The organism is Lutibacter sp. B1 (assembly GCF_012524075.1).
In the GTDB taxonomy this organism is placed as follows: Bacteria; Bacteroidota; Bacteroidia; order Flavobacteriales; family Flavobacteriaceae; genus Lutibacter.
The window spans coordinates 57,491-83,870 of record NZ_JAAZUI010000013.1; the positions used below are offsets into that span (position 1 = coordinate 57,491).

25 protein-coding genes are annotated in these 26,380 nt (G+C 27.8%); 10 read left to right on the forward strand and 15 right to left on the reverse strand.

The genetic code is table 11. From position 1 onward, the window contains the following. The first annotated feature begins 5 nt into the window (after positions 1–5). Positions 6–890: an AraC family transcriptional regulator gene (locus HGB55_RS09130; RefSeq protein WP_168816587.1), complete on the forward strand. Its 885-nt coding sequence runs from the start codon at positions 6–8 to the stop codon at positions 888–890. A gap of 104 nt (positions 891–994) precedes the next feature. Continuing rightward, positions 995–1,741, forward strand: a complete 747-nt coding sequence (locus HGB55_RS09135) for a glucose 1-dehydrogenase (protein ID WP_168816588.1) — start codon at positions 995–997, stop codon at positions 1,739–1,741. 165 nt (positions 1,742–1,906) lie between these two features. Here the strand turns inward: HGB55_RS09135 and HGB55_RS09140 are convergent, their stop codons facing one another. From HGB55_RS09140 to HGB55_RS09150, 3 genes are all read right to left on the reverse strand, one after another. Then, entirely contained in the window at positions 1,907–2,362 is a 456-nt protein-coding gene (locus HGB55_RS09140) for an AraC family transcriptional regulator (protein WP_168816589.1), read from the reverse strand. Between the two features lie 163 nt (positions 2,363–2,525). Then, on the reverse strand, positions 2,526–3,641 hold the full coding sequence (locus HGB55_RS09145) for an acyltransferase (RefSeq protein ID WP_168816590.1): 1,116 nt from the start codon (positions 3,639–3,641) through the stop codon (positions 2,526–2,528). 108 nt (positions 3,642–3,749) lie between these two features. Next, the gene (locus HGB55_RS09150) at positions 3,750–4,625 is read right to left on the reverse strand and encodes a LytTR family DNA-binding domain-containing protein (RefSeq protein ID WP_168816591.1); all 876 of its coding nucleotides are present in this window, start codon (positions 4,623–4,625) and stop codon (positions 3,750–3,752) included. A 449-nt stretch (positions 4,626–5,074) separates the two neighbouring features. Here HGB55_RS09150 and HGB55_RS09155 point away from each other — a divergent pair, with 449 nt between their 5' ends. The 7 genes from HGB55_RS09155 (at position 5,075) to HGB55_RS09185 (ending at position 13,201) form a co-directional block, all read left to right on the forward strand. Then, complete coding sequence (locus HGB55_RS09155) at positions 5,075–6,166, forward strand: AAA family ATPase (protein WP_168816592.1); 1,092 nt, start codon at positions 5,075–5,077, stop codon at positions 6,164–6,166. Further along, positions 6,163–6,831 (forward strand): DUF4276 family protein, encoded by a 669-nt coding sequence (locus HGB55_RS09160; RefSeq protein WP_168816593.1) that lies wholly within the window; start codon positions 6,163–6,165, stop codon positions 6,829–6,831. The genes HGB55_RS09155 and HGB55_RS09160 overlap by 4 nt, the downstream gene beginning before the upstream one ends. An 803-nt stretch (positions 6,832–7,634) precedes the next feature. Beyond that, on the forward strand, positions 7,635–8,867 hold the full coding sequence (locus HGB55_RS09165) for an SIR2 family protein (protein WP_168816594.1): 1,233 nt from the start codon (positions 7,635–7,637) through the stop codon (positions 8,865–8,867). After that, positions 8,857–10,722: an ATP-binding protein gene (locus tag HGB55_RS09170; RefSeq protein ID WP_168816595.1), complete on the forward strand. Its 1,866-nt coding sequence runs from the start codon at positions 8,857–8,859 to the stop codon at positions 10,720–10,722. Before HGB55_RS09165 ends, HGB55_RS09170 begins: the two co-directional genes overlap by 11 nt. An 8-nt stretch (positions 10,723–10,730) precedes the next feature. Continuing rightward, complete coding sequence (locus HGB55_RS09175; RefSeq protein ID WP_168816596.1) at positions 10,731–10,940, forward strand: KTSC domain-containing protein; 210 nt, start codon at positions 10,731–10,733, stop codon at positions 10,938–10,940. A 1-nt stretch (position 10,941) separates the two neighbouring features. After that, complete coding sequence (locus HGB55_RS09180; RefSeq protein WP_168816597.1) at positions 10,942–11,967, forward strand: hypothetical protein; 1,026 nt, start codon at positions 10,942–10,944, stop codon at positions 11,965–11,967. An 829-nt stretch (positions 11,968–12,796) separates the two neighbouring features. Continuing rightward, positions 12,797–13,201: a TonB-dependent receptor plug domain-containing protein gene (locus tag HGB55_RS09185; RefSeq protein ID WP_168816598.1), complete on the forward strand. Its 405-nt coding sequence runs from the start codon at positions 12,797–12,799 to the stop codon at positions 13,199–13,201. A 69-nt stretch (positions 13,202–13,270) separates the two neighbouring features. Here HGB55_RS09185 and HGB55_RS09190 read toward each other — a convergent pair whose 3' ends face one another. The 11 genes from HGB55_RS09190 to HGB55_RS09240 all read right to left on the reverse strand — a co-directional run bounded on the left by HGB55_RS09190 (position 13,271) and on the right by HGB55_RS09240 (position 23,185). Beyond that, entirely contained in the window at positions 13,271–14,041 is a 771-nt protein-coding gene (locus HGB55_RS09190; protein ID WP_168816599.1) for a sulfite exporter TauE/SafE family protein, read from the reverse strand. Between the two features lie 48 nt (positions 14,042–14,089). Then, entirely contained in the window at positions 14,090–14,275 is a 186-nt protein-coding gene (locus HGB55_RS09195; RefSeq protein ID WP_168816600.1) for a CPXCG motif-containing cysteine-rich protein, read from the reverse strand. A gap of 115 nt (positions 14,276–14,390) precedes the next feature. Beyond that, complete coding sequence (locus tag HGB55_RS09200) at positions 14,391–15,104, reverse strand: OmpA family protein (RefSeq protein WP_168816601.1); 714 nt, start codon at positions 15,102–15,104, stop codon at positions 14,391–14,393. Continuing rightward, complete coding sequence (locus HGB55_RS09205) at positions 15,104–15,583, reverse strand: lipocalin family protein (RefSeq protein WP_168816602.1); 480 nt, start codon at positions 15,581–15,583, stop codon at positions 15,104–15,106. The genes HGB55_RS09200 and HGB55_RS09205 overlap by 1 nt, the downstream gene beginning before the upstream one ends. Positions 15,584–16,066: 483 nt before the next feature. Continuing rightward, positions 16,067–16,510, reverse strand: a complete 444-nt coding sequence (locus HGB55_RS09210; RefSeq protein WP_168816603.1) for a hypothetical protein — start codon at positions 16,508–16,510, stop codon at positions 16,067–16,069. A 68-nt stretch (positions 16,511–16,578) separates the two neighbouring features. Next, the gene (locus tag HGB55_RS09215) at positions 16,579–17,022 is read right to left on the reverse strand and encodes an Hsp20/alpha crystallin family protein (protein WP_168816604.1); all 444 of its coding nucleotides are present in this window, start codon (positions 17,020–17,022) and stop codon (positions 16,579–16,581) included. Between the two features lie 116 nt (positions 17,023–17,138). After that, on the reverse strand, positions 17,139–18,188 hold the full coding sequence (locus HGB55_RS09220) for a response regulator (RefSeq protein ID WP_168816605.1): 1,050 nt from the start codon (positions 18,186–18,188) through the stop codon (positions 17,139–17,141). Beyond that, entirely contained in the window at positions 18,163–19,353 is a 1,191-nt protein-coding gene (locus HGB55_RS09225; protein WP_168816606.1) for a PAS domain-containing sensor histidine kinase, read from the reverse strand. Before HGB55_RS09225 ends, HGB55_RS09220 begins: the two co-directional genes overlap by 26 nt. 69 nt (positions 19,354–19,422) lie before the next feature. After that, positions 19,423–21,426, reverse strand: a complete 2,004-nt coding sequence (locus tag HGB55_RS09230) for a thiamine pyrophosphate-dependent enzyme (RefSeq protein ID WP_168816607.1) — start codon at positions 21,424–21,426, stop codon at positions 19,423–19,425. A gap of 94 nt (positions 21,427–21,520) precedes the next feature. After that, positions 21,521–22,000: an Lrp/AsnC family transcriptional regulator gene (locus HGB55_RS09235; protein WP_168816608.1), complete on the reverse strand. Its 480-nt coding sequence runs from the start codon at positions 21,998–22,000 to the stop codon at positions 21,521–21,523. Positions 22,001–22,072: 72 nt separating this feature from the next. After that, complete coding sequence (locus HGB55_RS09240) at positions 22,073–23,185, reverse strand: M14 family zinc carboxypeptidase (RefSeq protein WP_168816609.1); 1,113 nt, start codon at positions 23,183–23,185, stop codon at positions 22,073–22,075. A gap of 289 nt (positions 23,186–23,474) precedes the next feature. On the opposite strand from HGB55_RS09240, the gene HGB55_RS09245 reads away from it, so the two are divergent. Beyond that, positions 23,475–23,870, forward strand: coding sequence for a helix-turn-helix domain-containing protein (locus HGB55_RS09245; RefSeq protein ID WP_168816610.1), 396 nt, complete (start codon positions 23,475–23,477; stop codon positions 23,868–23,870). Positions 23,871–23,920: 50 nt separating this feature from the next. Here the strand turns inward: HGB55_RS09245 and HGB55_RS09250 are convergent, their stop codons facing one another. Beyond that, a complete protein-coding gene (locus HGB55_RS09250; protein ID WP_168816611.1) occupies positions 23,921–26,356 on the reverse strand; it encodes a M1 family metallopeptidase in 2,436 nt (811 codons plus the stop codon). Between the last annotated feature and the right edge of the window lie 24 nt (positions 26,357–26,380).

Here is a 26,380-nt window from a genome sequence, read left to right on the forward strand (position 1 = left end):
ATTAAATGAAATTAAATTATTCTATAAGAGATGTGCTTAATTTTCGAAAATTAGAGTGGGGAAAATCTAATGATTTTTTTTATTTAACAGATATACCAAGTACATTTGAACCCGATTTTTTTAAACCAAATTATTTTTCATTTGGTCTTTTAGATAAAGGATTTATAAAAATAGAAATAGACGACAACACCCATATTATTAATAATCGTTCGTTTATGATTTATCGTCCTGAACAAATAATTCAAATATCACAAATTCATCCTAAAACTAAAGGTGCTTTTATACTATTTACGAAGCAATTTTTAGATTATTTAAATGAAAATATATTTTCTGTTACAAATCATTCTTTTTTAAGCTATCAGTTTGATTCTCATATAGAATTAGATACATCCGATTATAAAAAACTAAAAAAAGTATCAAAAAAAATATTTGATTTACTTAGCGAAACTCCAAGTGGAAGCTGGGAATATATTGCTAGAAATCTAACTTCAGCATTAGTGTATGAAACTAATGAAATACTTAAAAAATATTTACCCAAAGATTTTAAAAAAAAGGATTGCAGATCATTTTTACTAACAAATGATTTTAAAAATTTAGTTGAAAAACACTATTATTCTAATAGAAACATAAGATTTTATGCTTCTGAATTAAACATTAGCGTTAATTATCTGCATAAGATCATAAAAAAACATACAGGAAAAACTCCTTTATCAATTATAAATGCCAAATTATTATCAGAAGTAAAGCAAGTTCTTTCTTGTTCAAATATTAATATTAGTGAAATTGCGCTAAAGTATGGATTTAGTGGAGTTTCTTCTTTTAGTAAATATTTTAAAAATCAAACAAGTGTATCGCCTTCAACATATCATAAAAAATCAATTCAAAATTAAACATACTATAATAGTAAAGAAATAGATAACAATTTTCAACTTTTAGATAAGTTTATAGTTACATAATTATTGTAATTTGTTTTTTAAATAAATTATATAAAATTATGAATAGATTAAAAAATAAAGTTGCAATCATTACAGGTGCAGCTCAAGGTATGGGTGAAGCCCATGCACGTATGTTTGTTGCAGAAGGTGCAAAAGTTATAATGACTGATATAAAGGAAGATTTAGGTTCTAAAATTGCAGATGAATTAGGTGAAAACGCACTATTTATTAAACTTGATGTTACCCTAATTGAAGATTGGAAAAAAGTAGTTTCAGAAGGTGAAAAAGCATTTGGCCCCATTAATGTATTGGTTAATAATGTAGGTATTTTAGGACCTCAAAAAGATCTTGCAGAATTAAATGAAGATATCTATTTAAAAATATGTGAAATTAATCAACATGCTGTTTTTTATGGTATGAAATACACTTTGCCATCTATGCTTAAAGCAGGTGTTGGATCTATAATAAATGTATCTTCAATAGCAGGTATAGTAGCCGTTTATGGATACCCGAATTTAGCTTATATGAGCAGTAAATTTGCTGTACGAGGAATGACAAAAGCTGTTGCTGTAGAATATGCTGCAAAAAATATTCGTGTAAATTCTGTTCATCCAGGTTTTATTAAAACACCAATGATGGCTGAAGCAACAGACGAAGAAGGTGGTGAAGCAACCAGTTTTATACCACTAAAAAGATTAGCAGATCCTAAAGAAGTTAGTAATTTAGTTGTGTTTATGGCTTCTGACGAATCATCATATATGACAGGAACAGAACAAATTATTGATGGTGGAATAAGTATACAATAATATTATTCAACAATTAATCCTTTTTAAAAAACCATCTCAATACTAAACTTTGGGTTGGTTTTTTTATTTTTTGAATTGCAGAATTTAAAATTCCATATAAAAAAATGTAAAACATTTATGAGCATCATTTTAAAAACAAATATTGACTTAGTATATAATTGAATATTATAATTTCATGAAATGGCTAGGACTCACACCTGTTTTCTTTTTAAAAAATCTGCTAAAATCTGCCATACTTGAGAAATTTAAAGCATAAGCCACTTCGGTTATGTTGTATTTTCTCATAGTCAAAAGTACCTTAGCTTCAGAAACTACTAATTCATCAATTAATTCTTTTGGTGTGCTACCACTAGTATCTTTAATAATTCTACCTAAATACCTTACGGAAATATTTAGAGTGGTAGCATAAAATGAAACCTGTCTGTTTTGTCGATAATCTTTTTTAATCAATCTTAAAAATTCAGACTTTATAAGCTCTTTATTTGATTTAGAATACTCTTTTCCATAAGAAGAACTATCATAGATTTTTTTACTGAGGTATATGTTCTCAATTTCATACAATAAATTTATAATCGTATTTTTTATAATTTCATGTCTAAATTTATGAGACTCTTGTTCCATTCTTTTTCTTAATAAAATAAAATATCTATTTAAAATTGCTCCGTTTTTTTTGTTGAATTTAATACCTGAACCATGGAGAATATGGCTTTAGAGAACTTAGTCACTATAAACCCATTTGGCATAATAAAAATCTAAAAAAAGCAATAGTAGCTCCAGTTATTTATCATAAGTTATCTTTCTTTTTCATTCCGAATAATATTCTTGGTATTTTAAACGGATAAATCAATAATCTATAAATAATTATAATTAGTGGAAAGGATATAAAAACTAATAATACTATTTTTAACAGAATACTCACATTTAATTGAATGATATAATAACCCAATATAATAATGACTGTTTGATGTAATATATAAAAAGGATATATTGCTTCATTACATTTTTTAAGTAGCGTACTTTTTTTATTAAACCAAATCTGCGAATACCCGAGTATTGTTGTTACAAGCGTCCAACTAACTAGTGCACAAACTGCATACCAAACATTCCATCTGCTACTTATAGAAAGATATGGTGAAATAAATTCACTTGGTAAAAGATAATAAACATAAAATAGTATAGCACTTATTAAGAAAGCTATAAAATTAAATTTTCGATGCGATTTTAGATGATCCCAAATATACTTTGACGAAGTAAATAGCATACCAGAAACAAAAAAATAACCGTAATAAAAAGTAGAAGAGAGGTTTGTTATATCTTTTGAATCACTTTGGTATATTTTTTTTAAGAAAATTATTATTACAATTAAAGGAATTACCCATAATAAGATTCCATATTTTTTAGAAGTAATAGTTTCAAGTAGGGTAATTATTGTATCAGATTTAGGAGATCTTAATACTAAAATTAACGGAATTACTAAAATAGACATAATAAATAAATTTTCAATAAACCATAAGTGGTTTACTTCAAAAGAACCATTTCTATAAACATCTATATAAGAATTATAATTATTTATATGCTCATAATATGTTTGTGGAGGAACAATAAAAAGAACACCAAAAAAAAGCGGTATTATTAAACGTGAACTTCGTTCTTTCAAAAACTGAAACCAAGTTCTTTTTGAAAAAGCAAACATAGTTCCTGCCCCAGAAATTAAAAATAATAGAGGTAATCTAAATTGCTCAAAAAACACCATTATATCATCGAGTACTTTACTAGATTCAGAATTCATTATATGAAATTTATCTCCATTAAATGGCATTAAAATATGATGTATATATACAGCCAGTATAGAAATTACTCGTAACCAATCTAAATCATACCTTCGTCCTTTTTCTGTCATGCATATTTGTTTTTTTGTTTAGTGTGTAAACTTAAAAACAAATTAATATGCGATTATTATTTTGTGATAAATGGCAAATAGAAGTGACGAAATGCAAAGAGCATGTTATTAAATTTTAGAATATTTAGCTTTAAAATCCTCAATATTTGAGCGTGAGACAGGAATTATAGTTGAACAGTTTTTTAATAATAGTTGGTAGCCTTGAGCATTTCCTGAAATTGACTTAATTGCATTTAAATTTACCAAATAGGAACGATGTGTTTTGTAGATACACGAAAAACACCTTAATTGTTCTTCCAATTCTTTAAGTGTCATACGAATTAATATTTTATTATTTCTGTCAGATGAGAAAGTGAATACTTCTATATAGTTGCTTTCAACCTTTGCAAAAAGAAAATCTTTAATTTTCAACTCAAAACTCTCATTTGATACTAAATTTTTTATGCAAACTATAGCGTTGTTAAACTCTTGCTTGTTATTAGTAGATAGTTTTTTTATACTAGAAACGTGTTTATGTATAAGTCTTTCTAAATTTAGCGGTAATACAATTATTAATAAAAGAAATCCTACTAAAAAAGTATTACGAATTTCTTCCCAAAAATACCGAAAGGACCAGTTATCTGGATTTGTGTAAATTAAATCACGAATTAAAAAATCAGTAATACCTATAATTAAAAGAATAATTGATAGATTAAAAATTTCCTTTCCAAGTGTCCAAGTTATATCATCTTTTATATTCCTGTTCATTAAACTAAAATATATATAAGCGATAGGGAAAGGAATAAGTGCATGAATTAGTAAAATCCAAATTAAGCTAATTTTATGTTCTACTACATTAACAACAAACGGTTGAAAAAAATAAGAGAAACAGAAACTTAAAAATGAAATAAATAGTAACAATAAAATAAGCCTTTGTTGGCTATCATAGTAATAAGGATAAGGTTCTTTTAAATACCTTTTAATTTGTGCTAGTTTTAATTTCATCTTGGGGTTAAAAATTAGGTTTTTTACTCGACCTCATAAAATTTTGATTAAAACAATAAACGAAATGTATATTTTATCAAATATGCGATTTTTAAATGAAACTAAAAAGTTAGCTTTTTTTGGTGTTGACAAGAGGTTGGTTACTTTATATATAATTTGTATTATAATGTACTTTGCTTTGGTAAAAGCAGGGCAGAGCGCAAAGAAAAGGTCTGGTAGACCTTTTTAGTGAATGAGTCGGATGGCGCCTTGACAATTGCTGATTTTTCTTTTAAAAGTTTTCTTCTCCAAAGCTTCTTCTATTAAAGTTAATGGAACACTTTTTATGCGACGACGTAGGAGAGAAGCATAATGTGTGTGAAATGATATTTTTTTTCAAAGTGGACTATTATTAATTCTAAATATTTAAATTAGCAAATTGCTTAAATATATTTTTTAGTTTAAAATTAATGATTGAAAAAATACAAATAAAAGGATATAAGTCAATAAGAGATACAACAATTGAATTAAAACCTTTAAACATACTTATTGGTTCAAATGGTGTTGGAAAATCTAATTTTATATCATTTTTTAAGTTAATACATAATATATACGAGCAAAGACTACAAAACTTTTCTTTACAACAAGGAGTGGATAATCTTTTCCACTTTGGACGTAAAAATACTTATTCAATTTATGGAAAACTTTTTTTTAAAGATTCTCCAACTGATAATAATAGAAATAGTTATTACTTTAATTGTTTACCAACAGGAAATGACTCTTTATTTATAGAAAAAGAAGGAAGTGGATATCAAGCAAATTGGGTTGATGATAATCATAATTATTTCTATAAAACAAATATTAAAGAAAGTTTAATTAAAACTTCCAATACACATAGAAATAGATATTTACGTTATTATTTTGAATCATTTAAAATTTATCATTTTCACGATACCAGTTCTTCCGCTCCTTTAAGAAGTGCTTGCCAAATTGATGATAATGATAGTTTAAGTGAAAATGGTTCTAATTTACCAGCGTTTCTATATTTTTTAAAGGAAATGCATCCAAACAGTTTTAAACGGATTGAAAAAACAATAAATTCTGTAGCTCCATTTTTTGAAAGATTTAATTTGCAACCAGATAGATTAAATCCAGAAAGAATTAAATTAGAGTGGAATGAAGTAAATCAACCTGAAAGTTATTTTAATGCTACTCATTTTTCTGATGGAACAATGAGATTTATTGCTTTATGTACTTTACTAATGCAACCTAATCTACCAAAAACTATTATAATTGATGAGCCAGAATTAGGACTTCATCCTGTTGCAATAAAAAAATTAGCTGGTCTTATCAGAAAGGCTTCTGCTAAAACTCAAGTAATTATATCTACACAATCTGTTACTCTTGTTGATAATTTTGAACCAGAAGATATAATTACTGTAGATAGAGAAGAAAATCAATCTGTTTTTTCTAGACTTAATGAAGGTAATCTAACCAATTGGCTAGAAGACTATACTTTAGGAGATTTATGGAGTAAAAACGTAATAAAAGGCCAGCCTTGAAAAGATTATATTTTGTAGTTGAAGGATTCACTGAAAGAGAATTTGTTAATAAATCACTCTTACCATATTTTGTGTCAAAAGGAATTTATGATGTACGAGCTGTCGAAATCACTACAAGTAAAGGTCATAAGGGTGGTTTTGTTAATTTCCAACATTTAAAAAATGATGTAGATAATTTTTTAAAAAGTGAGAAAGATATTATTGTTACAACCTTTGTTGATTTTTTCAGAATACCAAGTTCTGTGCCTAAATATAATCAACTAATTACAAAACCAAATATTGACGATAAGTTAGAACTATTAGAATCTGGAATGTTTGAAAGTATTAATGATTATAGATTTTTGCCATATATACAGAAACACGAATTTGAAGCCTTATTATTTTCAGCAAAAGAAGGGTTTGAGTTAATGTATGATGACAACCGGATTGTAGAAGAATTAAGTGCTGTAATTAATCAATATGATAATCCCGAAGATATAAATACAAGACCTGAATTCGCACCTTCTAAACGCTTAATTAATATTCTAGATAAGAGAGGTGAGAAATATGATAAAGTTGCTGAAGGTAATCTAATTGCTGAAGAAATCGGAATTGAATTAATTATGTCTAAATGTCCAAGATTTAAAAATTGGATTGAAAAATTAGAAATTCTAGTCAAAGCTTAATCAACTTTTCTTTTTTATCGACCTCATAAAACTTTGGCCAAAACAATAGATGAGTGGAGCGCCCATATTTTAGGGGTTTAGTAACTGTTTTTCTTGGTATTTCTGCGTTTTATGGTGTTTTCTTTAGAAATCTTGGTTTGTTATAATGTTTCCTAAAATATAGCGTAACGAACCGTTAATTGTTTCCAAAGTTTTATGCAGTCTTGATTTTTTTGTTTCTTTTTTTATCAAGAAAAAAAGATAAATGAAACCTTAAGAAGTTCTAAAGTTTCAATTTCTATTTTACATAACTGTGCATTTGTGTTACAAAACAATAAAGAGTTTGACAGCGGCAATTTTACATAATGGTAAATTATAGCTACAAATTGAATCTAGAACTTAAGCCGTAATTGCTTTTAACATAATTGCTAACGATATAGACCTAAAGGCACTATATCTGCAATTATGCGTAAATAGCCTGAAATACGGCTATACAGCAATTACTGTATATTTGTATTATAATGTACCGCATTATGTTACTTTGCTTTGGTAAAAGCGAAGTAATATTTATAATGTTTCTTCAAAAAATTTCTTATCAAAAGCTTTTTTCTGCGATGTTAATGGAACACTTATTATACGAAACGACGATAGGAGAGTAGTGTAATGTGTGTGGAATGGGATTTTAATTGTAAAGTTTTCATTGTTACGGTTTTCCGTAATATAATACTTGTTAAAATTCTGTATATTTAAACTCTCCATATTTAATTAGTATTTTATATGCCTAGCCAATTGCTATGGCTTCATTTTACTGAAAAGAAAAAGTTATGATACATGATCCTATAAAACACTTGAATTTTTTAAGACAAACTTTGTCTCAAGATAAAAGGCCTTTAGGCTTTTTTATATCAGCAGGCTGTCCATTAGCTGTAAAGCTCCCAGATGATCAATGGCCATTAATACCTGATGTTGCTGGTTTAACAAAATTTGTAGCTGAAGAGTTAGGCTCAAAAGATGGAGAGGACAAAAATAGTTTTGACAAACTTATTGAGGAACTTGTACTATCTGAAAAGAATCCAGAAAATATTGAAGATGTATTAAGTTTTATAAGAAGTATGAAAGTAGTTGCAACTGGTAATGAAGTTAGAGGATTTAATTTGGAATCTTTGGAAAAAATAGAGAAAGACATATGTGAAAAAATAGTTTCAAAACTTAATGTTGACCTACCTACAGAAGATACTCCATATCATAAACTTGCTCAATGGATTTCATTAGATAGAAGTGTACCTATTGAAGTCTTTACAACAAACTATGATTTATTAGCGGAACAAGCATTTGAAGAATTAGCAATTCCTTATTTTGATGGTTTTGTAGGCTCTAGACAATCTTTCTTTGATTTAAGAGCTGTAGAAGATGATTTGATTCCAAATCATTGGACTAGATTATGGAAAATACATGGTTCAATAAATTGGTTTCAAAAGAAAAATAAGGATGTATACAGAACAACTCGAACTGACGAAATTAATGGTTCACACCTCATATATCCATCTCATTTGAAATATGATCAAAGTAGAAAAATGCCTTATCTAGCATTAATCGATAAGCTTTCTAAATTTCTAAAGCAATCAAATTCAATAATGATTATGACTGGATATTCATTTAATGACGACCATTTAAATGATACCATTTTAAATGCACTTAAAGCAAATCCAAATACAATGGTTATTGCAATGTTATTCGGAAATTTAACAACTCAAGAACCAGATGGTAATAAAAAAGAGAATTATCCAAATGCCATAAAACTAGCGAAGAGCAGAAGTAATTTATCCATTTGGGGTAAAGATGAGGCGATTATTGGAACTGTTAGAGCTAAATGGGATGTTTTAAATGAATTTATTGAAGAGTATAATTTAGCTAACAGTATTACCATTGAAACTGAAGCAGTCGATGGAGCTAATGATATAAAAACTTATAAAATGAATTTAGGCGATTATTCAAAATTAGGTGATTTTCTCCAAGCATTAATCGGTTATAACCAAACAAATTTTGATGAAAACTAACTCAACACTTTTAGGCTCAGTTCAAGATGTATCTGGAACTACTGTTAGAGTAGTATTGTCTAATGATTCTCCTATTGGCTTGACTTATGTAAATGGAGAAGGATATAAAATCGGTCAAATAGGAAGTTTTGTTAAGATTCCTATTGGATATAATTATCTATATGGCTTGATAACGCAAGTTGGAGCTAGTGCTGTTCCAGAAAATCAAAGTAACAATCAACCTTATGGGAATAGATGGATGACAATACAGCTTGTTGGAGAAGGACAAAAAAACGGAAACTTTCAGAGAGGTCTTACTCAATATCCAACAATTAATGATGAAACTCATTTAGTATCTGAAGAAGATTTAAAAAGAATCTATGGTCAACCTGATAAACCATATTTTGTGAATATTGGGAATATCTCAGGAGCAGAATCTATTCCTGCGTTAATAGACGTTAATAAACTAGTAACAAGACATTCTGCAATATTGGGCACTACTGGTTCTGGTAAATCAACTACAGTTGCTAGTATTTTAAACAAACTAAGTGATCCGGAAAAATATCCGTCTTCAAGAATATTAGTTTTTGATATTCATGGTGAATATGGAGCAGCTCTAAAAGATCGAGCTAATATTTTTAAGGTTAATGCGGATGAAAATAATGACGAAAAAGAGCTATATATACCTTTTTGGGCTTTAAACTTTGACGAATTATCTAACATAAGTTTTGGTAATTTCAGTAATGATAGAGATAGAAATACAGTTTTAGAGAGAATTTTATCGGACAAGATTCAAAGTATAACTAATAATCCTAAAGTTGGTACTACAGCTAATAATCTTAGTGTGGATACTCCAATACCTTTTAGCCTTAATCATCTTTGGTATAATTTGTATAAAGAATCAGTTGGAAGATATTATAGAGATAATGATGGAAACCCTATAAATAATTTAGCTTATGAAGAGGATGAAGCTGGACAACAAATTATTGGAAACCCAATAAATGCTACACCACCAATTTTCAAGAAACTCAATCAAAACACAGCTAATGGTGTTAGAATCAATATGCTTCCAACACCTACATTAAATCAATCACAGCAGTTACATAATTTAGGTGCAAAATTAAGAATACCAAGATTTGATTTTCTTTTTAAACCAGGACCATACTTACCAGATGAAAATGGAAATACTGAAAAGGACCTTGATGAATTAATAAAGAGCTGGATTGGTAGTGATAAACCAATAACTATTTTAGATTTATCAGGTGTTCCAAGTACAATTCTTAATACTATTATAGGTGTTTTACTTAGGATTATATATGATGGATTATTTTGGGCACGAAATCTATCTCAAGGAGGTAGAGAAAGACCTCTTTTATTATTAATGGAAGAAGCTCACAATTATTTGAATCAAGAAGGAAGTGCATTGTCTATTGTAAAAAAAATAGTAAAAGAAGGAAGGAAATATGGAATAGGCTCAATGATAGTAAGTCAAAGACCTTCCGAGATAGATTCTACAATACTTTCCCAATGTGGCACTTTTTTTGCACTTAGATTAACGAATTCTTCTGACAGATCTCATGTAACGAGTGCCGTATCAGATAACTTAGAAGGACTAACAAGTATGCTACCAATATTAAAAACTGGTGAAGCAATTATTTTAGGTGAGTCTGTGAAACTACCTATGCGAACCAATATTAAGCCTCCTGCAAAGAATAGAAGACCAGATAGTCAAGATCCAATTATATTTGATGAAATTGATACAAATGAATCAATGGTTCCTGGAGGTTGGGGAAATATTATGGAAGAGAATCCAAACTATGAAGAATTTTTAGAAACTTGGAGGTCACAAAATCCAAAAATTAAAAGAATTAAATAATAAAAAATATGGAACGAGAACAAGTACAATCATCGAATATTGCAGCAATAGGGTATGACACAGAATCGCAAACTTTAGAAGTTGAATTTTTAAATGGAGGAGTATATCAATATTTTGATGTACCAGAGTACCATCACACAGGAATTATGGATGCGGATTCTAAAGGTCAATATTTAGCTCAAAATATAAAAGGAGTTTATCGTTATTCTAAATTGTAATATGATAAATTTAAATCAAAAACTAAATAGAGTAGAGGTAAAAAATTTCGAAATTGATAATCAAATTGTTTTTAACTATTTCAATAATTTACCAGTATCAGAAAGAGGAGATAAACTTTTTAGAGCTCTATATATAGGTGTATTAGCTTTAATGGAAGATAGAATATCTGCTTTCCTTTCTAAAACAAGTAATGAGTTGGGTACAGAATTAGAAAGTTTAAAAATGATTTTTGATATGAAGAAAGAATTGTTTTATAAAACTTCTATTAAAGGTTCTTTTGCAGAAGATGATATTGCAGAATATTTGAACGAATATTTTAAGAATAAAAATTTAAAAGATGTTGCACTTTTAACTGGAAATGAAGCGGGAAATTTACCTCGAAATAAAACAGGTGATATTATTTGTAAAATTAATGGAGAACCTGATTTAAAAATTACTATTGAATGTAAATTTGATAAAAGTATAAAACTTGGCAATATAGAAAGTAAAGAAATATTTACTAGAAAATATGATTCAGCTTGGAGTCAACTTATTGAGTCAGATGCTAATAGAAATTCTAAAGTAAGTATTATTGTATTTGATATATCATTAGTTGACAATAGTATTTTGAAGGTTTTTGAAAATGTTGGTTTTATACAATCAATAGGTTTTATTGCTATTATCGACTCTCAAAAAGGTGATTATTCAAATTTAGCAATTGCTTATATGCTTGCAAGAGATATTGCTATCAATGCAAAAAATGTTGATTTAGATAAAAATTTATTATCTATGATTGTGAATAGAATTATTAAAGATATAAATGAAATAACTGCTATTAAAAGACTTGTTGAAGGCAATATTGAGAATAACAAATCTATACTTAAACAATTAGAAAAGAGTATTTTATTAATGAATTTTAATCAAGAATACTTAAATAAATTTTTAAATGATGGTGTTTTAGATAAAAAGGATTTGTTAGATTTTTATATGGGAGAAGATATAAAAGATAAATATAAGTTAATTGAAAAGGAAATAGATAATCTTTAGTATTATGTAAAATAGAAACTCAATTTTAACTTGGCCTCATAGAATTTTGGTAAAACAATAGGAGAAATGAGCGTCCATATTTTAGGTTATTAGTACTAAATACTATTAAAATCAAGTGTTTTGAAGCTTTTTGTGAATGGTTTTAATAGTTATAATGTTTCCTAAAATATAGCGAATGAGCCGTTAATTGTTTCCAAAATTATGTGTAGCCTTGAATTTTTGTTTCTTTTGTTTCAAGACAAAAGATAATGCAAACACAAAAGAAAGTTAAATTAAAACTCTAAATAGAACAAGTGTATAGAAATTATCTCGCAGAGTAATTTTATACTCTTGTGGCAAACTCACGAGAATCGTCTGAAATTTTTTTTTAACGTACATTTTCTCAAATACGCGATTTTTAAATGAATCTAAAAGGTTAGCTTTTTTTTGGCGTTGGCAAGCGATGGATAATTGTGTGTAGAAAAAAATGCCAGAGCATTTTATTTATACAAAACAATCGAGCGTTTGGTAGCGGCAATTTTACATAATGACAAATTATAGTTACAAATGATTGCAGGATTATGAATCTACGAGAATCGCATATTTAAAATTTTAATGACCCAAGTACTGAATATTGTATAGAAATTGAATGCTTCTGGGATATTTAACATAATATAAATTATAGCTTACAAATAGATAAACCTCTTATAAACTAAATAATAAAATTTGTACTATAATTTATATTATGTTAAATAGATTATTTTAAAATCCACTCTACTTATATAAACGAAAAAAATATTTAACTACTCCAATTTTAATTAGTAATTTTAAAATCCAAATTAAATCACTTATGAGATATTTAGTATCAACCCTTTTAGTATTAAGTTTAGTTATAACAAGCTGCAGTTCAAATCAAAATACAACAAAAGTAAATTCAAAAGATAAAAATACAATAACCGACTTACAGCCAGAAATTTCTTTAGCAAATTATTTAAGAAGATTTTCAGGAATAATGGTTAAAGGAACCGGCGATGATGCTCTAGTACTAGTTCGTTCAGGAGGAAATTCGTTAACAGGAACTTCTGAACCTTTATTTTTAATAAACGGCAACCAATTTAACGGAAGCTTTAACGAACTTTCTAAATCTATTGCTGTAGATCAAATAAAATCGGTAACTGTTTATAAAGATGCTTCTGATACAGCTTTTTATGGAATTAGAGGCGCAAATGGTGTTATTGATATCAAATTAAAATAATACTCTAAACCAACCTTTTTCTTTAAAAGAAATAATATATGTAATTGATTATCAGTATATTACGTGTTTTTATTTTAAAAGAATCAGCAACGATCCTATTGCAGTTACTGCCAATATAAATTTACGAAATAGTTGATTATTTATTAGTTTCACAAGTTTAACACCTATATAAAATCCTAATATAACTGCAGGAATTAAAAATAAATCTACTGTAAAACTTTTTAACGTTACTGTTTTCCATACAAAAATATGAAACGGTAATTTAAATACATTAATGATAAAAAACAGCCACGCTGCTGTGCCAATAAATTCATTTTTTGGTAATCGCATTGCTAAAAAGTAAATATTGGCAAACGAACCTGCTAAATTACCAATCATAGATGTAAATCCGGATAAAAAACCTAAACTACCTGATAATACCCAATGTTTTGGTATGCCTAAATTCTTTTTCCTATCCATCCAAACCATCACAATTACTGTTAAAAGTATAAAAACAGCCATTATTTGCTTAAATAAGTGTTCAGAAATATCATTGCCAAACCACACTCCTACCAAAACTCCTAAAATCATGCTTGGTAATAATTTTAATAATATTTTCCATTGAGTATGTCTATGATAATAAATTACAGCAAACGAATCAGCTAAAACCATTAATGGAAGTAATATTCCTGTTGAAGCTTTACCTCCAAAAACCAACGCCATAATTGTAACAATAACAACACCTATCCCCTTTATTCCTGCTTTCCCCATTCCTAAAAACAGTGCACCTAAAAAAGCTAAAGACCAATTTAAATTGGATAAGTGGTATTGGCTTGATAGTTCAATAATGTTTTGCAGCACTTTTAAAATTTTAAACGGGAAAGGTACTTATAAAACTGAAATATAAAGTTATTGTTCAATACTATTTATAATTATATTCTTTAATGTATGTTGACTGTTAAATTCAACACTAATTTGAATTGGATTACAACAAACCTCACAATCTTCTATATAATTTTGATTTTTGATGGAAGCATCAAATAACATTGAGATTTCTTCCCAACAATACGGACATTGAAAAAATATTTCCTCCATAATTTTAGTTTTTAGTAATATTAAATTGAAATATATTCAGTAAAACGTATTAAATAAAAAATCCCGAACTAAAAGTTTCGGGATTTTTTATTATATATAGATTATAGATATATTCTTAATTTTCACCTGCTTCTTTTTTCGCAGCTTCAATCATATCTTCATTTGGTACAATAACAATATTTACACGTCTGTTTTGAGCTCGTCCTTCAACTGTGTTATTATCAGCAATTGGTTGTTCTTCACCAAACCATTCAGTTGTAAGTCTTGAACTACTTAAACCTTTAGTTTTTACAAAATAATCAGTTACTGCGTTTGCTCTGTTTTTAGATAGTGTCATATTATATTCATCAGAACCTGTGCTGTCTGTATGTCCAACAACAAGGATATTAGTATCAGGATATTGATTTAAAACACCTGTTAATTTGTTAAGTGTTTCTTGTGATGCACTATTAATATTGTATTTGTTAGTATCAAAATAAACGCCACTGTTTTCATCAAAGGTTACAACAATTCCTTGATCTACACGTTCAACTTTTGCTCCCGGAATTTCTTGCTCAATTTCTTGTGCTTGTTTGTCCATTTTATTGCCAATAAGTACACCTGCTGTACCGCCAACAACACCGCCAATTACTGCTCCCAGCTCTCCTCCATCACCTTTTTTTCCAACATTATTTCCAATAATAGCTCCTAAAATAGCTCCACTGGCCGCACCAATTACAGCACCTTTATCTTTATTACTGGCGTTTTTTGTAGCTTCACAACTTGTTAAATTAGTAATTAAAGCAAATGCAATAGTTACCAACGATATTTTTTTAATTAGTGTTTTCATTATTCATTAATTTTAGTAAAATTCATATTAATTTTAAAAGGTTTTCCGTCTAGGTTTACAACTTGTTGCCATTGCATTGTTGCATCAGACAAATGTATAAGCTGAAGCCTAAAGCCTTCATTAGTTTCAGATTTTTTCTTCTCATCAGTAGGTTTAATTAAAAAGTCGTACAATCCGGTGTTTGGATCTATTTCTTGAATTGTAAAAATAAAATACCTGTCGCCTGTTGCGCAATTTGAATTGTTGATTGTATATGTTCCTGTATCATTATTTGGAATAAAGCGCCATGTCGATCCTTCAAAACATTCTTTAGAAACATCATTTAAAAGGGTTACATTAAATTCACCCATTTCACTATAAGTTATGTTATCTAAAGTCCAATAACCTTTGATAACTTTTTTTGACTGAATTACAGTTTTAGGCACTCCACAAGAAATGATAGATAAAGCCAAAACAGTAAGTATTGCAAGTTTTTTCATACTAAATGTATTTTATAAATTACTAAATTCTAATTGTTAGCTGTTGAATAAGTATAGCTTTTCTTTTTTTTCAAATATAGTAAAAAGATTGATTTATAAATACTGTTAAAAAGTTAAATTAAAATTAGGTAATTAACATCTGTTTTACTTTTTAACTTTATTAAATATGAGTTTACTAATGACTGTTTACAATGAAGTATTGTATATAACTTTTGATTGGAATTTGAATAAAAAAAACCGACCTCAAGCTCAACCTTTAAATTTTGATAATAATTTTATATTTAAAAAATCTATATAAATAACAATTGATAAATTAAGAGTAATTTTTCACCCCATTAAATAACTCTTTTATTACACTTTATTTTACTTATTAATTTTTAATTATCATGAAAACTAATAAACAAACAAGTAAACTAATATTTATAAAACTTATTATACACTATTTAAAGAACTAAAATTGAAATCGGCTTCAATTTAAAACAACTATTTTATGAATAATTTTGCTTTTTTTTCCTTTTTCATTATATCTAAAATAATTTCAAATATTTGTTCTTTCAAATATTTGAAATTTTGAATGTAATTTTTTACTTCAGTTTTTAAAAGTTCATGATCTCTTCTAATTTCATCTTCTCTTTTCAAATACATGTTTTCAATTAGCAATCCTAAATTAATTTGGTGATTTTTTACAGATTCAGTTAATTCGCTTCCAGTAATATCCTCTTGCTCTATACCATTTAAATACAATTTAGTTTTACTAAAATTAGCTGCAGAGCATAACTCTAATAAATGTTGAGAAATTAATTCTTTCAAAAACGCTTGTTCTTTTTTAATAAATTCAATTTCTGAAATCCAGAATTGTGTTTTTTCCAGTAAATTTTCTACGCTTCTGTTAATTAAGGCTGATTGCTTTGGAATTAAACGTTTCATTATTATTTATATTTAATTTAAAGAATCCGAAGAATCTTATTAAATCCCTCGGATTCAATAAAAGAAGATTAATCAATCTCTATCGTTTTTTTGTGTTCTTCAGTTTTTGAAACTTCAATTTTTTCTAAATGTACTAACAGAACTCCATTTTCATACTTCGCCCTAATCTTCTTACTATAATCTACGGTAGTTGGCAAAGTAAATGATCTTTTGAATGAATTATAATAAAATTCACGTCGAGAGTAATTTTCTTCTTCTTTTTCACTTTCTCTTTTGCTTTCAGCTGATATTGTTAAAATATCATCAGTAATAGTTACTTCAAAATCCTTTTTTGAAAAACCTGGCGCAGCAACTTCTATTTCAAAGTCGGTTTCATGTTCCTTTACATTAATGGCCGGAATCCAATTGTCTCTTAAAAATAAATCTTGATTAAAAAATCTATCAGTATCTAAAATTTCAGGAAACATGCGGTCTAATACAGGAAATGCTTTGTTAAATTTAATAAGAGACATAACAAACCTATTTAAAATCACACATTTATTTCGATAACTAAATTATTATATAAAATGAATAATTACAATGATTGCAATCACCGAAAGTTATGATTATAGTCAATTTATTTTAAAGATTATTTAATTTGGATGAGCTTATTTTTATTGATAATTTTTATGCCTTTTGGATTAATTTCAATTAACCTTTCTTGTTTAAAATCATGTAAAGTTCTTATTAAAGTTTCTTTTGCAATACCAATAGAATTTGCAAAATCAGCTCTACATATTTTTATTTCAGAATCAGATTTTAATGGATAATTTTCTGAGATATATATAAGTGTTAACGCAGTTTTTTTTCTTACAGATGCATAAGCCATTAATAATAACTTTTCTTTTAGGGTGATGAGATTTGTTGCTAATAAATCGATGAAATGATATAATATATGATGGTTGTTGTTTATAATTGAAGAAATTTCATCTTTATTAATTTTATATAGTTGCGTATTTGTAACTGCTTTGGAGTTTTCAAAATGAGGTGAATGTTTTACAAATGATGAGTATCCAAAATATTGTTGTGATGTAAAATATCCTGTTATCAGTTCTTTACCTAATTCGTTGGTTTTGTATGTTTTAACCAATCCTTTTTTAATTAAAAAAATATGATTACTTTGATTTCCCTGACAATAAATTGTTTCACCCGATTTATAATTAAACAACTGTTTTTGATCTAAGAATTGATCAAAATTCTTGATGTTTTTAATAGTTTTTTCGTGTAATTTTATATCGTTTTGTATGCTTTTTTTTTGTTCAAAAGCCTCTACCCTTTTAAGTCTAATATCAATAGCTCTTAACAATTCTGATTCTTCAAAAGGTTTATTTATATAATCATCTGCTCCAAGTTCCATTCCTTTTCTAAGGTCTTCATGATTGGTTTTGGCAGTTAAAAAAATTAAAGGAATATGCTCAAGTTTTGGAGAATTAGAAACTATTTGAAGCACACCATAACCATCTAATTCAGGCATTAAAATATCACAAATAATAATATCGGGCATAAAATCATTTGCCAAAGAAACTCCAATTTTTCCATTTTTGGCAGTTTTTACGGTATAGCTTGCAAGTTCTAATATTTCAGTAATATTTTCTCTTACAATTTTGTCATCTTCAATTACTAATACTTTTTTGTTCATTACAATTAATTTTTGGTAATTGTACTTTAAAAACGGTTCCTTTATTTTCAGTGCTTTTAAAAGAAATACTTCCTTTTAAACTAGTTATATAACCTTTTACAATGTTTAAACCTATACCGGTTCCAGGATAATATACAGCATTTTTAGCTCTAAAAAATCTATTAAAAATTAAGTTTTGTTCATTTTCAGGTATTCCAATACCATTGTCTTTTATATTTAAATAAATATTGTTTTTATCCGTACTTATTTTTACATTGATTTTACCATCTTCATCAGAATATTTAATGGCATTGTATAAAAGGTTTGTTAATAGTATTTTTAAAATTTTGGGATCTTGATAAATAGTTTCATCAATATTATTTTCAAAATTCAAAGTTTGCTTTACCTTTAAAAAAGGTTTTATTTGCTTAATAATATCTTTAACAACTTTATTAAACTTAAATTGAGAAAAATTAGGCTTTATATTTCCTGCTTCAATATTTTCTAATGTTAAAAAATCATCTAACATCCCATTTAAGTAATTGATCATTGTTTTTACTTTGGTAAGATGCTCTTCTCTCTTTATTTTATTGTCTAAATCAGCATATTTAACTATTAATTCTGTCGATGTTAAAATAGCACTTAAAGGAGTTTTAAATTCATGTGAAGCCAGCGATATAAATCTGGTTTTTAACTGATTTAATTCTTTTTCTTTATCAATTGTCTTTTTTAATTGTTCAATTACTTTTTCCAGTTCTTTATTTCTTAAAGCTACCTCTTGTTCTAATTCAAAATTTAAATTGTTTATTCTAAGCTCTTTTTCTTTTCTAATACTAATGTCAGAAATTAATGCTTTGTAATATATAATGTTGTCATATTCAATTTTACCAAAACTCATTTCAACCGGAACTTCATTTCCATTTTTTGAAATTCCTACACACTCTAAATTGTTTTTAAAGTTTATATTATGCGAATTTTGAATGTAGTTTTCTAACAAATACTTATCTTTTAATAATATTTCGGCATTTTTATTGTGAAGTTCATCACTATTATATCCAAAAATTTCAGCTAAAACTTTATTAAATAAAATTATTTTTTGAGTTTTATCAAATACAAGAATTCCTATAGGCATTGAGTTGAAGCAAACCTCATAAAACTCTTTTTTATGTTGATCATCTAACATCATAAACAAGCTTATAATGTTAAAGTTATAATTTAAGTGTTTTTTATTGTATGATAAAAATCAGCCTGTTGCTTAGTATTCTAATAAATTTACGATTTCGGCATACAATTTACCTTTTGGCAAATACATTTCTTCTAAATTTTTATAAAAAGGTATTGGAGTTTCTATGCTGCCCACTCTTTTTACAGGAGCATCTAAATAATTAAAGCAATTTTCTGAAATTAAAGCAGAAATATCTGAAGCTATACCACCAAACAAAGTATCTTCATGTAAAACTAAAGCCTTTCCTGTTTTTTTAACAGAATTATATATTGTTTCAGTATCTAAAGGTTGTAAAGTTCTTAAATCAATTATATCTGCTGAAATTTGATTCTTTTTTATTACGTCTAAAGCCCAATGAACTCCGGCTCCGTAAGTTATTATTGAAATATCATTTCCTGTATGCACAATTGCTGCTTTGCCAAAAGGTATTGTATAATATTCATCAGGAACGTTTTGATAAACAGTTCTATACAAGGCTTTATGTTCAAAAAATAAAACTGGGTTTTCATCTTCAATGGATGTTGTTAATAATCCTTTAGCGTCGTAAGGAAATGCAGGATATACAACTTTTAATCCGGGAGTTTTAGTAAACCAGGCTTCATTGGTTTGGCTGTGAAATGGTCCGGCATTAACACCTGCGCCACAAGGCATTCTTAAAACTATATCGGATTTTTGATTCCAACGATAGTATGATTTTGCCAATAAATTGACTACCGGATTAAATCCGGAAGTAATAAAGTCAGAAAATTGTAATTCAACAACAGATTTATAACCGTTAATTGAAAGTCCAAAAGCAGCTTCAATTATACTGGATTCGCAAATTGGAGTATTTCTAATTCTAGAACTTCCAAATTCGTCTAAAAAACCTTCAGTAATTTTAAAAACACCTCCATATTCAGCAATATCTTGTCCCATTATTACTAAATTATCAAAGCGTTTCATACTTTGTTTTAATCCTTTAGAAATTGCATCAACAAAGCGAATGTTTGAAGTTGATTCACCGGCCTTAGTTTCATTATAATTAAATGGTTTATAAACATCAGCCAATTCGTTTTCAACGGTAGATGTTATTACTTCTTCTTCAAAGGCAATTTTTAAATTTTCATGTATTTCATTATTAATTTCTGTTTTTATAAAATTGTCATCTTCTTCTGTTAAAATTTTACTTTCTAACAAATAAGATCTGTAATTGGTAACCGGATCTTTTAAAGACCATTGTTTTATAAGCTCTGTAGGAACATATTTAGTACCACTCGCCTCTTCGTGTCCACGCATTCTAAAAGTTTTAAATTCTAATAAAACCGGACGAGGGTTTTCTCTAACACTTTTAGCTATTTTACTAACTTTAGTGTATACTTCTAAGATATTATTACCATCAAGAATATAACTCTCCATACCATAACCAATACCTTTATCTGCAATATTTTTACATTTAAATTGCTGGTTAGAAGGAGTTGAAAGTCCGTATCCATTATTTTCAATACAAAAAAGGACAGGTAAATTCCATACAGCCGCTACATTAAGCGCTTCATGAAAATCGCCTTCGCTTGTACCGCCTTCACCTGAAAATACTGCTGTAACTTTAGATTGATTTTTAAGCAAGTCGGCTAATGCTATTCCGTTAGCAACACCAAGTTGCGGACCTAAATGAGAAATCATACCCACAATTTTATACTCTTGTGTTCCAAAATGGAATGAACGATCTCTTCCTTTGGTAAATCCATTTTTTTTACCTTGCCATTGAGAAAAAAGTCTGTATAAAGGAATATTTCTCGAAGTGAATACTCCTAAGTTTCTGTGCATTGGCAAAATATATTCATCTTTATTTAAAGCAGCAGTAACTCCTACAGCAATAGCTTCTTGCCCTATACCGGAAAACCATTTAGAAATTTTACCTTGACGCAGTAAAATAAGCATTTTTTCCTCTATTAAACGAGGCTTTAAAATTGATTTATACAAATCAATCAGTTGTTTGTTATCGCACTTTTTACGATTATAAACTATTGTACTAAGGGATGTTATATTAGTTCTCATTTACTTGATAAAGTTTCAAATGTAACAAATAAGAACAAAAAAACCTCACCATTTATTCGGATAAGGTTTTTTTTATATTATGGTTATTTAGAAATTAAATTTCTCTAAAAATAGAATGCATCAAACGAGTTTTATCGTTTATGCTTTCTTCTAACGAGATCATAGTTTCTGTTCTAGAAACTCCATCAATATCATCAATTTCGAAAATTATCTCTTTAGCATGTGTTGTATCTCTTGCTCTAATTTTACAAAATATATTGTATTTACCGGCAGTAATATAAGCTATAGTTATATTAGGAATTTTCTTTAAATCGTTAATAACTTGCTTGGTTTTTGAAGTTTTATTTAAATAGATACCCACGTGTGATATAAATGAGTAGCCCATTTTTTCATAATCAAGTGTTAGGGTTGAACCCTTAATAATACCTTCATCCTCCATCTTTTTTACTCTTACATGAATGGTTCCTGCAGAAACAACTAATTTCTTAGCAATATCAGTAAATGGTGTTCTGGCATTTTCAATAAGAATGTCTAATATTTGATGATCAATTTCATCTAGCACAAATTTTTTCATGATATAGTTTTAGTTGATATAAAAAACATTACGCAAATTTATTAAAAATATCTGATAAACGGATAAAAAAAATTACGAATTTGATAATTCTAATTGATTAAATTCTAAATTTTCTGCATTTATGCAATTATCTGCATAATAATTTGATAAGTTTCCAATTTTTTCGATATGTTTATACATTACCAGCTTATTACCTAACACTTTGAATTTGAACTGAATACCTACATCTACAATACCAATTATGTTATTTTCTGTGATTTTCATATTTTTATAAATTATATCTAAAAACTTTTTATCATTATTAGGAATTTCAAAATAAGGTTCGTAATTATTATAATTTTTAGCAATTGAAATAAAATGCAAACCTTGTAAAATAGCATAAAAATTAAATTTTCTTGTTACTTCCCTGTCATAATCACCTTTAAAATGCCCTGCTTCAATTAATATAGTATTGTGACCTAATTTTTGAAAATTGTCTCCTGTCGCTGTCGGATAAAATTCATCTGTATAACGTCCAATTTGATTCGGTATTATTTTTTGCAACAAACTATTCATTGCTACAATAACACTCATAGTTTCTTTTCTCCCCTTAGTTAATGTTCTTTCTATATCTTCAGAAGGAGCTAGAAATGATAATGTGGCAGGATTGCCGGTTCCTTCAACATTAAAAATTGAACGCTGGTCGTGTAAATTAAAACAGAATTCAGGGTTAAAATCATCTAGCGTTTTACGCAATATCTTACTTTCAACTGCATTTATATCAACCGCATCACGATTAAGATCAATATTATGAGCATTTTCTCTGGTAAAATTAATTGCACCATCGGGATTTAACATTACAATAAACCAAAGTGTACAATTTGTAAGAATATCATCAACTATTTTGTTTAAGCTATTATCGTAATCTCTAAATAAATTAAACAAATCAAATAATGCTTTAGTTCCTGTACTTTCATTACCGTGCATTTGCGACCATAATAAAATTTTCATTTTACCGGTACCTATTGAAATTTTATAAATAGGAATCTTATTTTCTGAATAGCCAATTATTTTTTTTTCAAACCTTGAAGGTAAATTTTCAATTAAAGGATGTATATCATCAAACAAAATTCTTCTACCTTTTAATTTATTCTCAAAATTAAGGTTATACCACTGCTCTAAGTTTTTTGTGCTAATTGATTCCATTTTACAAATGTAATCATTAGCTTGTTTACAATTGTATACAATTAAAATTTAAGAATAGTACACATTTGTAAATAGATTTTTTGTTGATTAGTATCATTCCTTACTTCAAGATTTTATAGGTATAAAAAAAATTTATACAAGAATTTTATTTACTTGTTTTTTAGTATATTGTATATTTTAATGTGAAGTTATTATTCAATACTAATTTGTGATATTGAACAGTATTTTAAATTATTTTTGCTTATTGTAATTATAAAGTTTACATTTGTAATACTAAATATAATTTACAATGGTAAACGTTGAGGAATTTGCTAAAAGGCTTAATTTATTAATGGATTATTATGAATTAACGGCTGCATTATTAGCTGAAAAAATAGATGTACAGCGATCCAGTATCTCACATATTTTATCTGGAAGAAATAAGCCGAGCTTAGAATTTGTTTTAAAAATATTGAAGACTTTTCCTGAAGTAGAATTATATTGGCTTTTAAATGGTACCGGAAATTTTCCTAAACAATCTGAAAAATCTAACTCCACACCTACACCGCCAACATTATTCAATCAACAACCAGAAAAAGTTATAGAAAAAATAGATACTCCTAAAAACATCGATAAGAATATTGAAGAAATTGACAGAATTGTAATTTTTTTTAAAGATGGTAGCTTTAAAAATTATACTCCATAAAAAAAGCTGTTTAATAATTTAAACAGCTTTTTTAAAATTCATTTATAGTTTTATTCAATAAGCTTAGCCATTCCGGTTTTTAAAATAACTATGAGCTCATTTTTATTGCTATTGCCGGATTGTTGTTGAGCATACACCATTTGATTTAGCATGTTAACTGCCATTTTATCAAAGTTGTATTTTTTATACTGTAATCCTAATTTTACAAAATCTTCGGTTAAATTAGTAATAGCCTCTTTATTATCACTTTCAGCAATCCATTTAAAGGCTTCGTTATACATGCTCTGTGTTCTTTTATCTTGGGTTAAAAACATACCTTTTAGTACGTGTTTTGCTATAAAAGGAAGTTTTGTTTTATCTTTTTCATTAATGTAAATTTTTGTTATTGGATCTGCTAATCTATCTTTAACTTCTTCACTTAAAGAATTTACTTTTGTAACAGCCCTTTCTTTATCTATTTGATATAATGAAATTAATGAAGTTCCAATCATAGCAAACGATTCACTTTCCATTCCTCGCTCAAAAAGCGGTTTGTAAATAGGGTCTACCAATTTACCTAAAACATTTATAGCTTCAGCTTTAACCAAAGTTTTATCATCAGATTGAGCTATTTTTTCAATTTTAAAGATAGCATCCTTTTTATTATACTTTTGAAACAAATCAATTTGTTCTAGAGCCAACACTCGTATTTCGTAATAAGGATCATTAAAAGCTTTAATTATAGTGTTGAATGCCTCTCTATTATCTTGATGCTTCGCTATTTCTTCTAAAGCAAATTTTCTGTCTAAAAAATGAGGAGCATTATTGTACTGGTATATATAATTCTCTAATGTTTTTTTATCGGTAATTTCTGCTAAAAGAATATGTTCAGGGTCAATATTGATTAGTTTAGGCATTTCATTAAATGAAAAAGTGAAAGAATTTTGAGTGTTATCTACCCAAACATTGTGTCGTAACTTGCTTGAACCTTCATAAATATCAATTGCTAAAGGAAATTTAAATACTTCTCCTATCTGGTTAATATTTACGGTAACTGTATTTTTTAACAAATTGAAATCGTACGTAACATTCATTTTTATATGTCCGTTACCATAATACCATTGATTAAAAAACCAATTAAGATCTTTCCCACTAACTTCTTCAAAAGCTAAACGTAACTCTTGAGCTTCAGCTTTGCCATATTTATGTTCTTCTAAAAATGTATGCATTCCGGCAAAAAAAGCATCATCACCCAAATAATTTCTTAGCATGTGTAAAATAGCACTTCCTTTGTGATAACTAACCGGATCAAACATTTCTTCCTTGTCTTCATAATAAAAACGAACCAAGTCTTTATCTTCACTTTGACTTTGTAAATATGTTTGAATATCTTCGTACATGTGCGAGTTTGCCTTGTCTTTTCCATATTTATATTCGTACCACAAATAAACACTATACGTTGCAAACGACTCGTTTACAGTTAAATTAGACCAACTTTCGGTAGTTACCAAGTCACCAAACCAATGATGAAATAATTCGTGTGCTATGGTACTTTCCCATTCATTATTGTCAATTAACTGACCCTTTTTTTGTTGTGCATCTTCACCATGAACTACTGCTGTAGTATTTTCCATTGCTCCGCTAACGTAATCTCTTACAACTATCTGGCTGTATTTATCCCACACATAAGGTATCCCTGTTATTTTTGAGAAAAATGATATCATTTCAGGTGTTTTTCCAAAAATATCTTTTGCAACTGATTCGTATTCTTTTTCAACATAATAATCTACATCTATTCCGTTCCACGAATCTTTAACAATGCTAAACTCCCCTACGCCTATAAAAACCAAATACGGAGCATGTTTTTTATCCATTTTCCAATAATCTGTTCTTGTACCGTTTGGATTTGTAGTTTTATTTATAAGTTTTCCGTTAGAGAGAGTTACATACTTATTAGGTACAGTAATATAAATTTCTTGTGTAGTTTTTTGATTTGGAGAATCTATTGTTGGAAACCAACAACTGTTAGATTCTGTTTCGCCTTGAGTCCAAATTTGAGTAGGTTTTTCAGGATCTTCATCTTTCGGATCAATAAAGTATAATCCTTTTGCATCTTTAATTGCATTACTTCCTTTTTGTACAACTTCTTCCGGGTTAGCAATATATTTTACATAAATTGTGTATTCTTCATCTTTTTTATAGGTTTTCCCCAACTCTACTGTAAGCTCGTTGTCAGAATAATTGTAAGCTGCTTTTATATTATTAACTTTTACTTCTTTTATGCTGAAATATTTAGCATCTAAAACAACTTTTTCGGTTGAATAAAAATGAGGTTTTAATGTAATCCAGGCTTCACCGTTTAACTGACTTTCTTCAAAATTAAAATCAACTTTTAACTTGGTGTGTACCAAATCGTTAATTTTTTCTCTTTCTGCTCTATATTCTTTGGTTTGGGCTTGTAAAACTGCCGTTATAAACAAAACAGCAATAAACAGTACTTTTTTCATAAATATTATTCGTATTAAAACTTC

Coding starts and splice junctions, on each gene's coding strand:
- HGB55_RS09130 (WP_168816587.1), top strand. CDS start 6: ATGAAATTAAATTATTCTATAAGAGATGTGCTTAATTTTCGAAAATTA.
- HGB55_RS09135 (WP_168816588.1), top strand. CDS start 995: ATGAATAGATTAAAAAATAAAGTTGCAATCATTACAGGTGCAGCTCAA.
- HGB55_RS09140 (WP_168816589.1), bottom strand. CDS start 2,362: ATGGAACAAGAGTCTCATAAATTTAGACATGAAATTATAAAAAATACG.
- HGB55_RS09145 (WP_168816590.1), bottom strand. CDS start 3,641: ATGACAGAAAAAGGACGAAGGTATGATTTAGATTGGTTACGAGTAATT.
- HGB55_RS09150 (WP_168816591.1), bottom strand. CDS start 4,625: ATGAAATTAAAACTAGCACAAATTAAAAGGTATTTAAAAGAACCTTAT.
- HGB55_RS09155 (WP_168816592.1), top strand. CDS start 5,075: ATGATTGAAAAAATACAAATAAAAGGATATAAGTCAATAAGAGATACA.
- HGB55_RS09165 (WP_168816594.1), top strand. CDS start 7,635: ATGATACATGATCCTATAAAACACTTGAATTTTTTAAGACAAACTTTG.
- HGB55_RS09170 (WP_168816595.1), top strand. CDS start 8,857: ATGAAAACTAACTCAACACTTTTAGGCTCAGTTCAAGATGTATCTGGA.
- HGB55_RS09175 (WP_168816596.1), top strand. CDS start 10,731: ATGGAACGAGAACAAGTACAATCATCGAATATTGCAGCAATAGGGTAT.
- HGB55_RS09180 (WP_168816597.1), top strand. CDS start 10,942: ATGATAAATTTAAATCAAAAACTAAATAGAGTAGAGGTAAAAAATTTC.
- HGB55_RS09185 (WP_168816598.1), top strand. CDS start 12,797: ATGAGATATTTAGTATCAACCCTTTTAGTATTAAGTTTAGTTATAACA.
- HGB55_RS09195 (WP_168816600.1), bottom strand. CDS start 14,275: ATGGAGGAAATATTTTTTCAATGTCCGTATTGTTGGGAAGAAATCTCA.
- HGB55_RS09200 (WP_168816601.1), bottom strand. CDS start 15,104: ATGAAAACACTAATTAAAAAAATATCGTTGGTAACTATTGCATTTGCT.
- HGB55_RS09205 (WP_168816602.1), bottom strand. CDS start 15,583: ATGAAAAAACTTGCAATACTTACTGTTTTGGCTTTATCTATCATTTCT.
- HGB55_RS09210 (WP_168816603.1), bottom strand. CDS start 16,510: ATGAAACGTTTAATTCCAAAGCAATCAGCCTTAATTAACAGAAGCGTA.
- HGB55_RS09215 (WP_168816604.1), bottom strand. CDS start 17,022: ATGTCTCTTATTAAATTTAACAAAGCATTTCCTGTATTAGACCGCATG.
- HGB55_RS09220 (WP_168816605.1), bottom strand. CDS start 18,188: ATGAACAAAAAAGTATTAGTAATTGAAGATGACAAAATTGTAAGAGAA.
- HGB55_RS09225 (WP_168816606.1), bottom strand. CDS start 19,353: ATGATGTTAGATGATCAACATAAAAAAGAGTTTTATGAGGTTTGCTTC.
- HGB55_RS09230 (WP_168816607.1), bottom strand. CDS start 21,426: ATGAGAACTAATATAACATCCCTTAGTACAATAGTTTATAATCGTAAA.
- HGB55_RS09235 (WP_168816608.1), bottom strand. CDS start 22,000: ATGAAAAAATTTGTGCTAGATGAAATTGATCATCAAATATTAGACATT.
- HGB55_RS09240 (WP_168816609.1), bottom strand. CDS start 23,185: ATGGAATCAATTAGCACAAAAAACTTAGAGCAGTGGTATAACCTTAAT.
- HGB55_RS09245 (WP_168816610.1), top strand. CDS start 23,475: ATGGTAAACGTTGAGGAATTTGCTAAAAGGCTTAATTTATTAATGGAT.
- HGB55_RS09250 (WP_168816611.1), bottom strand. CDS start 26,356: ATGAAAAAAGTACTGTTTATTGCTGTTTTGTTTATAACGGCAGTTTTA.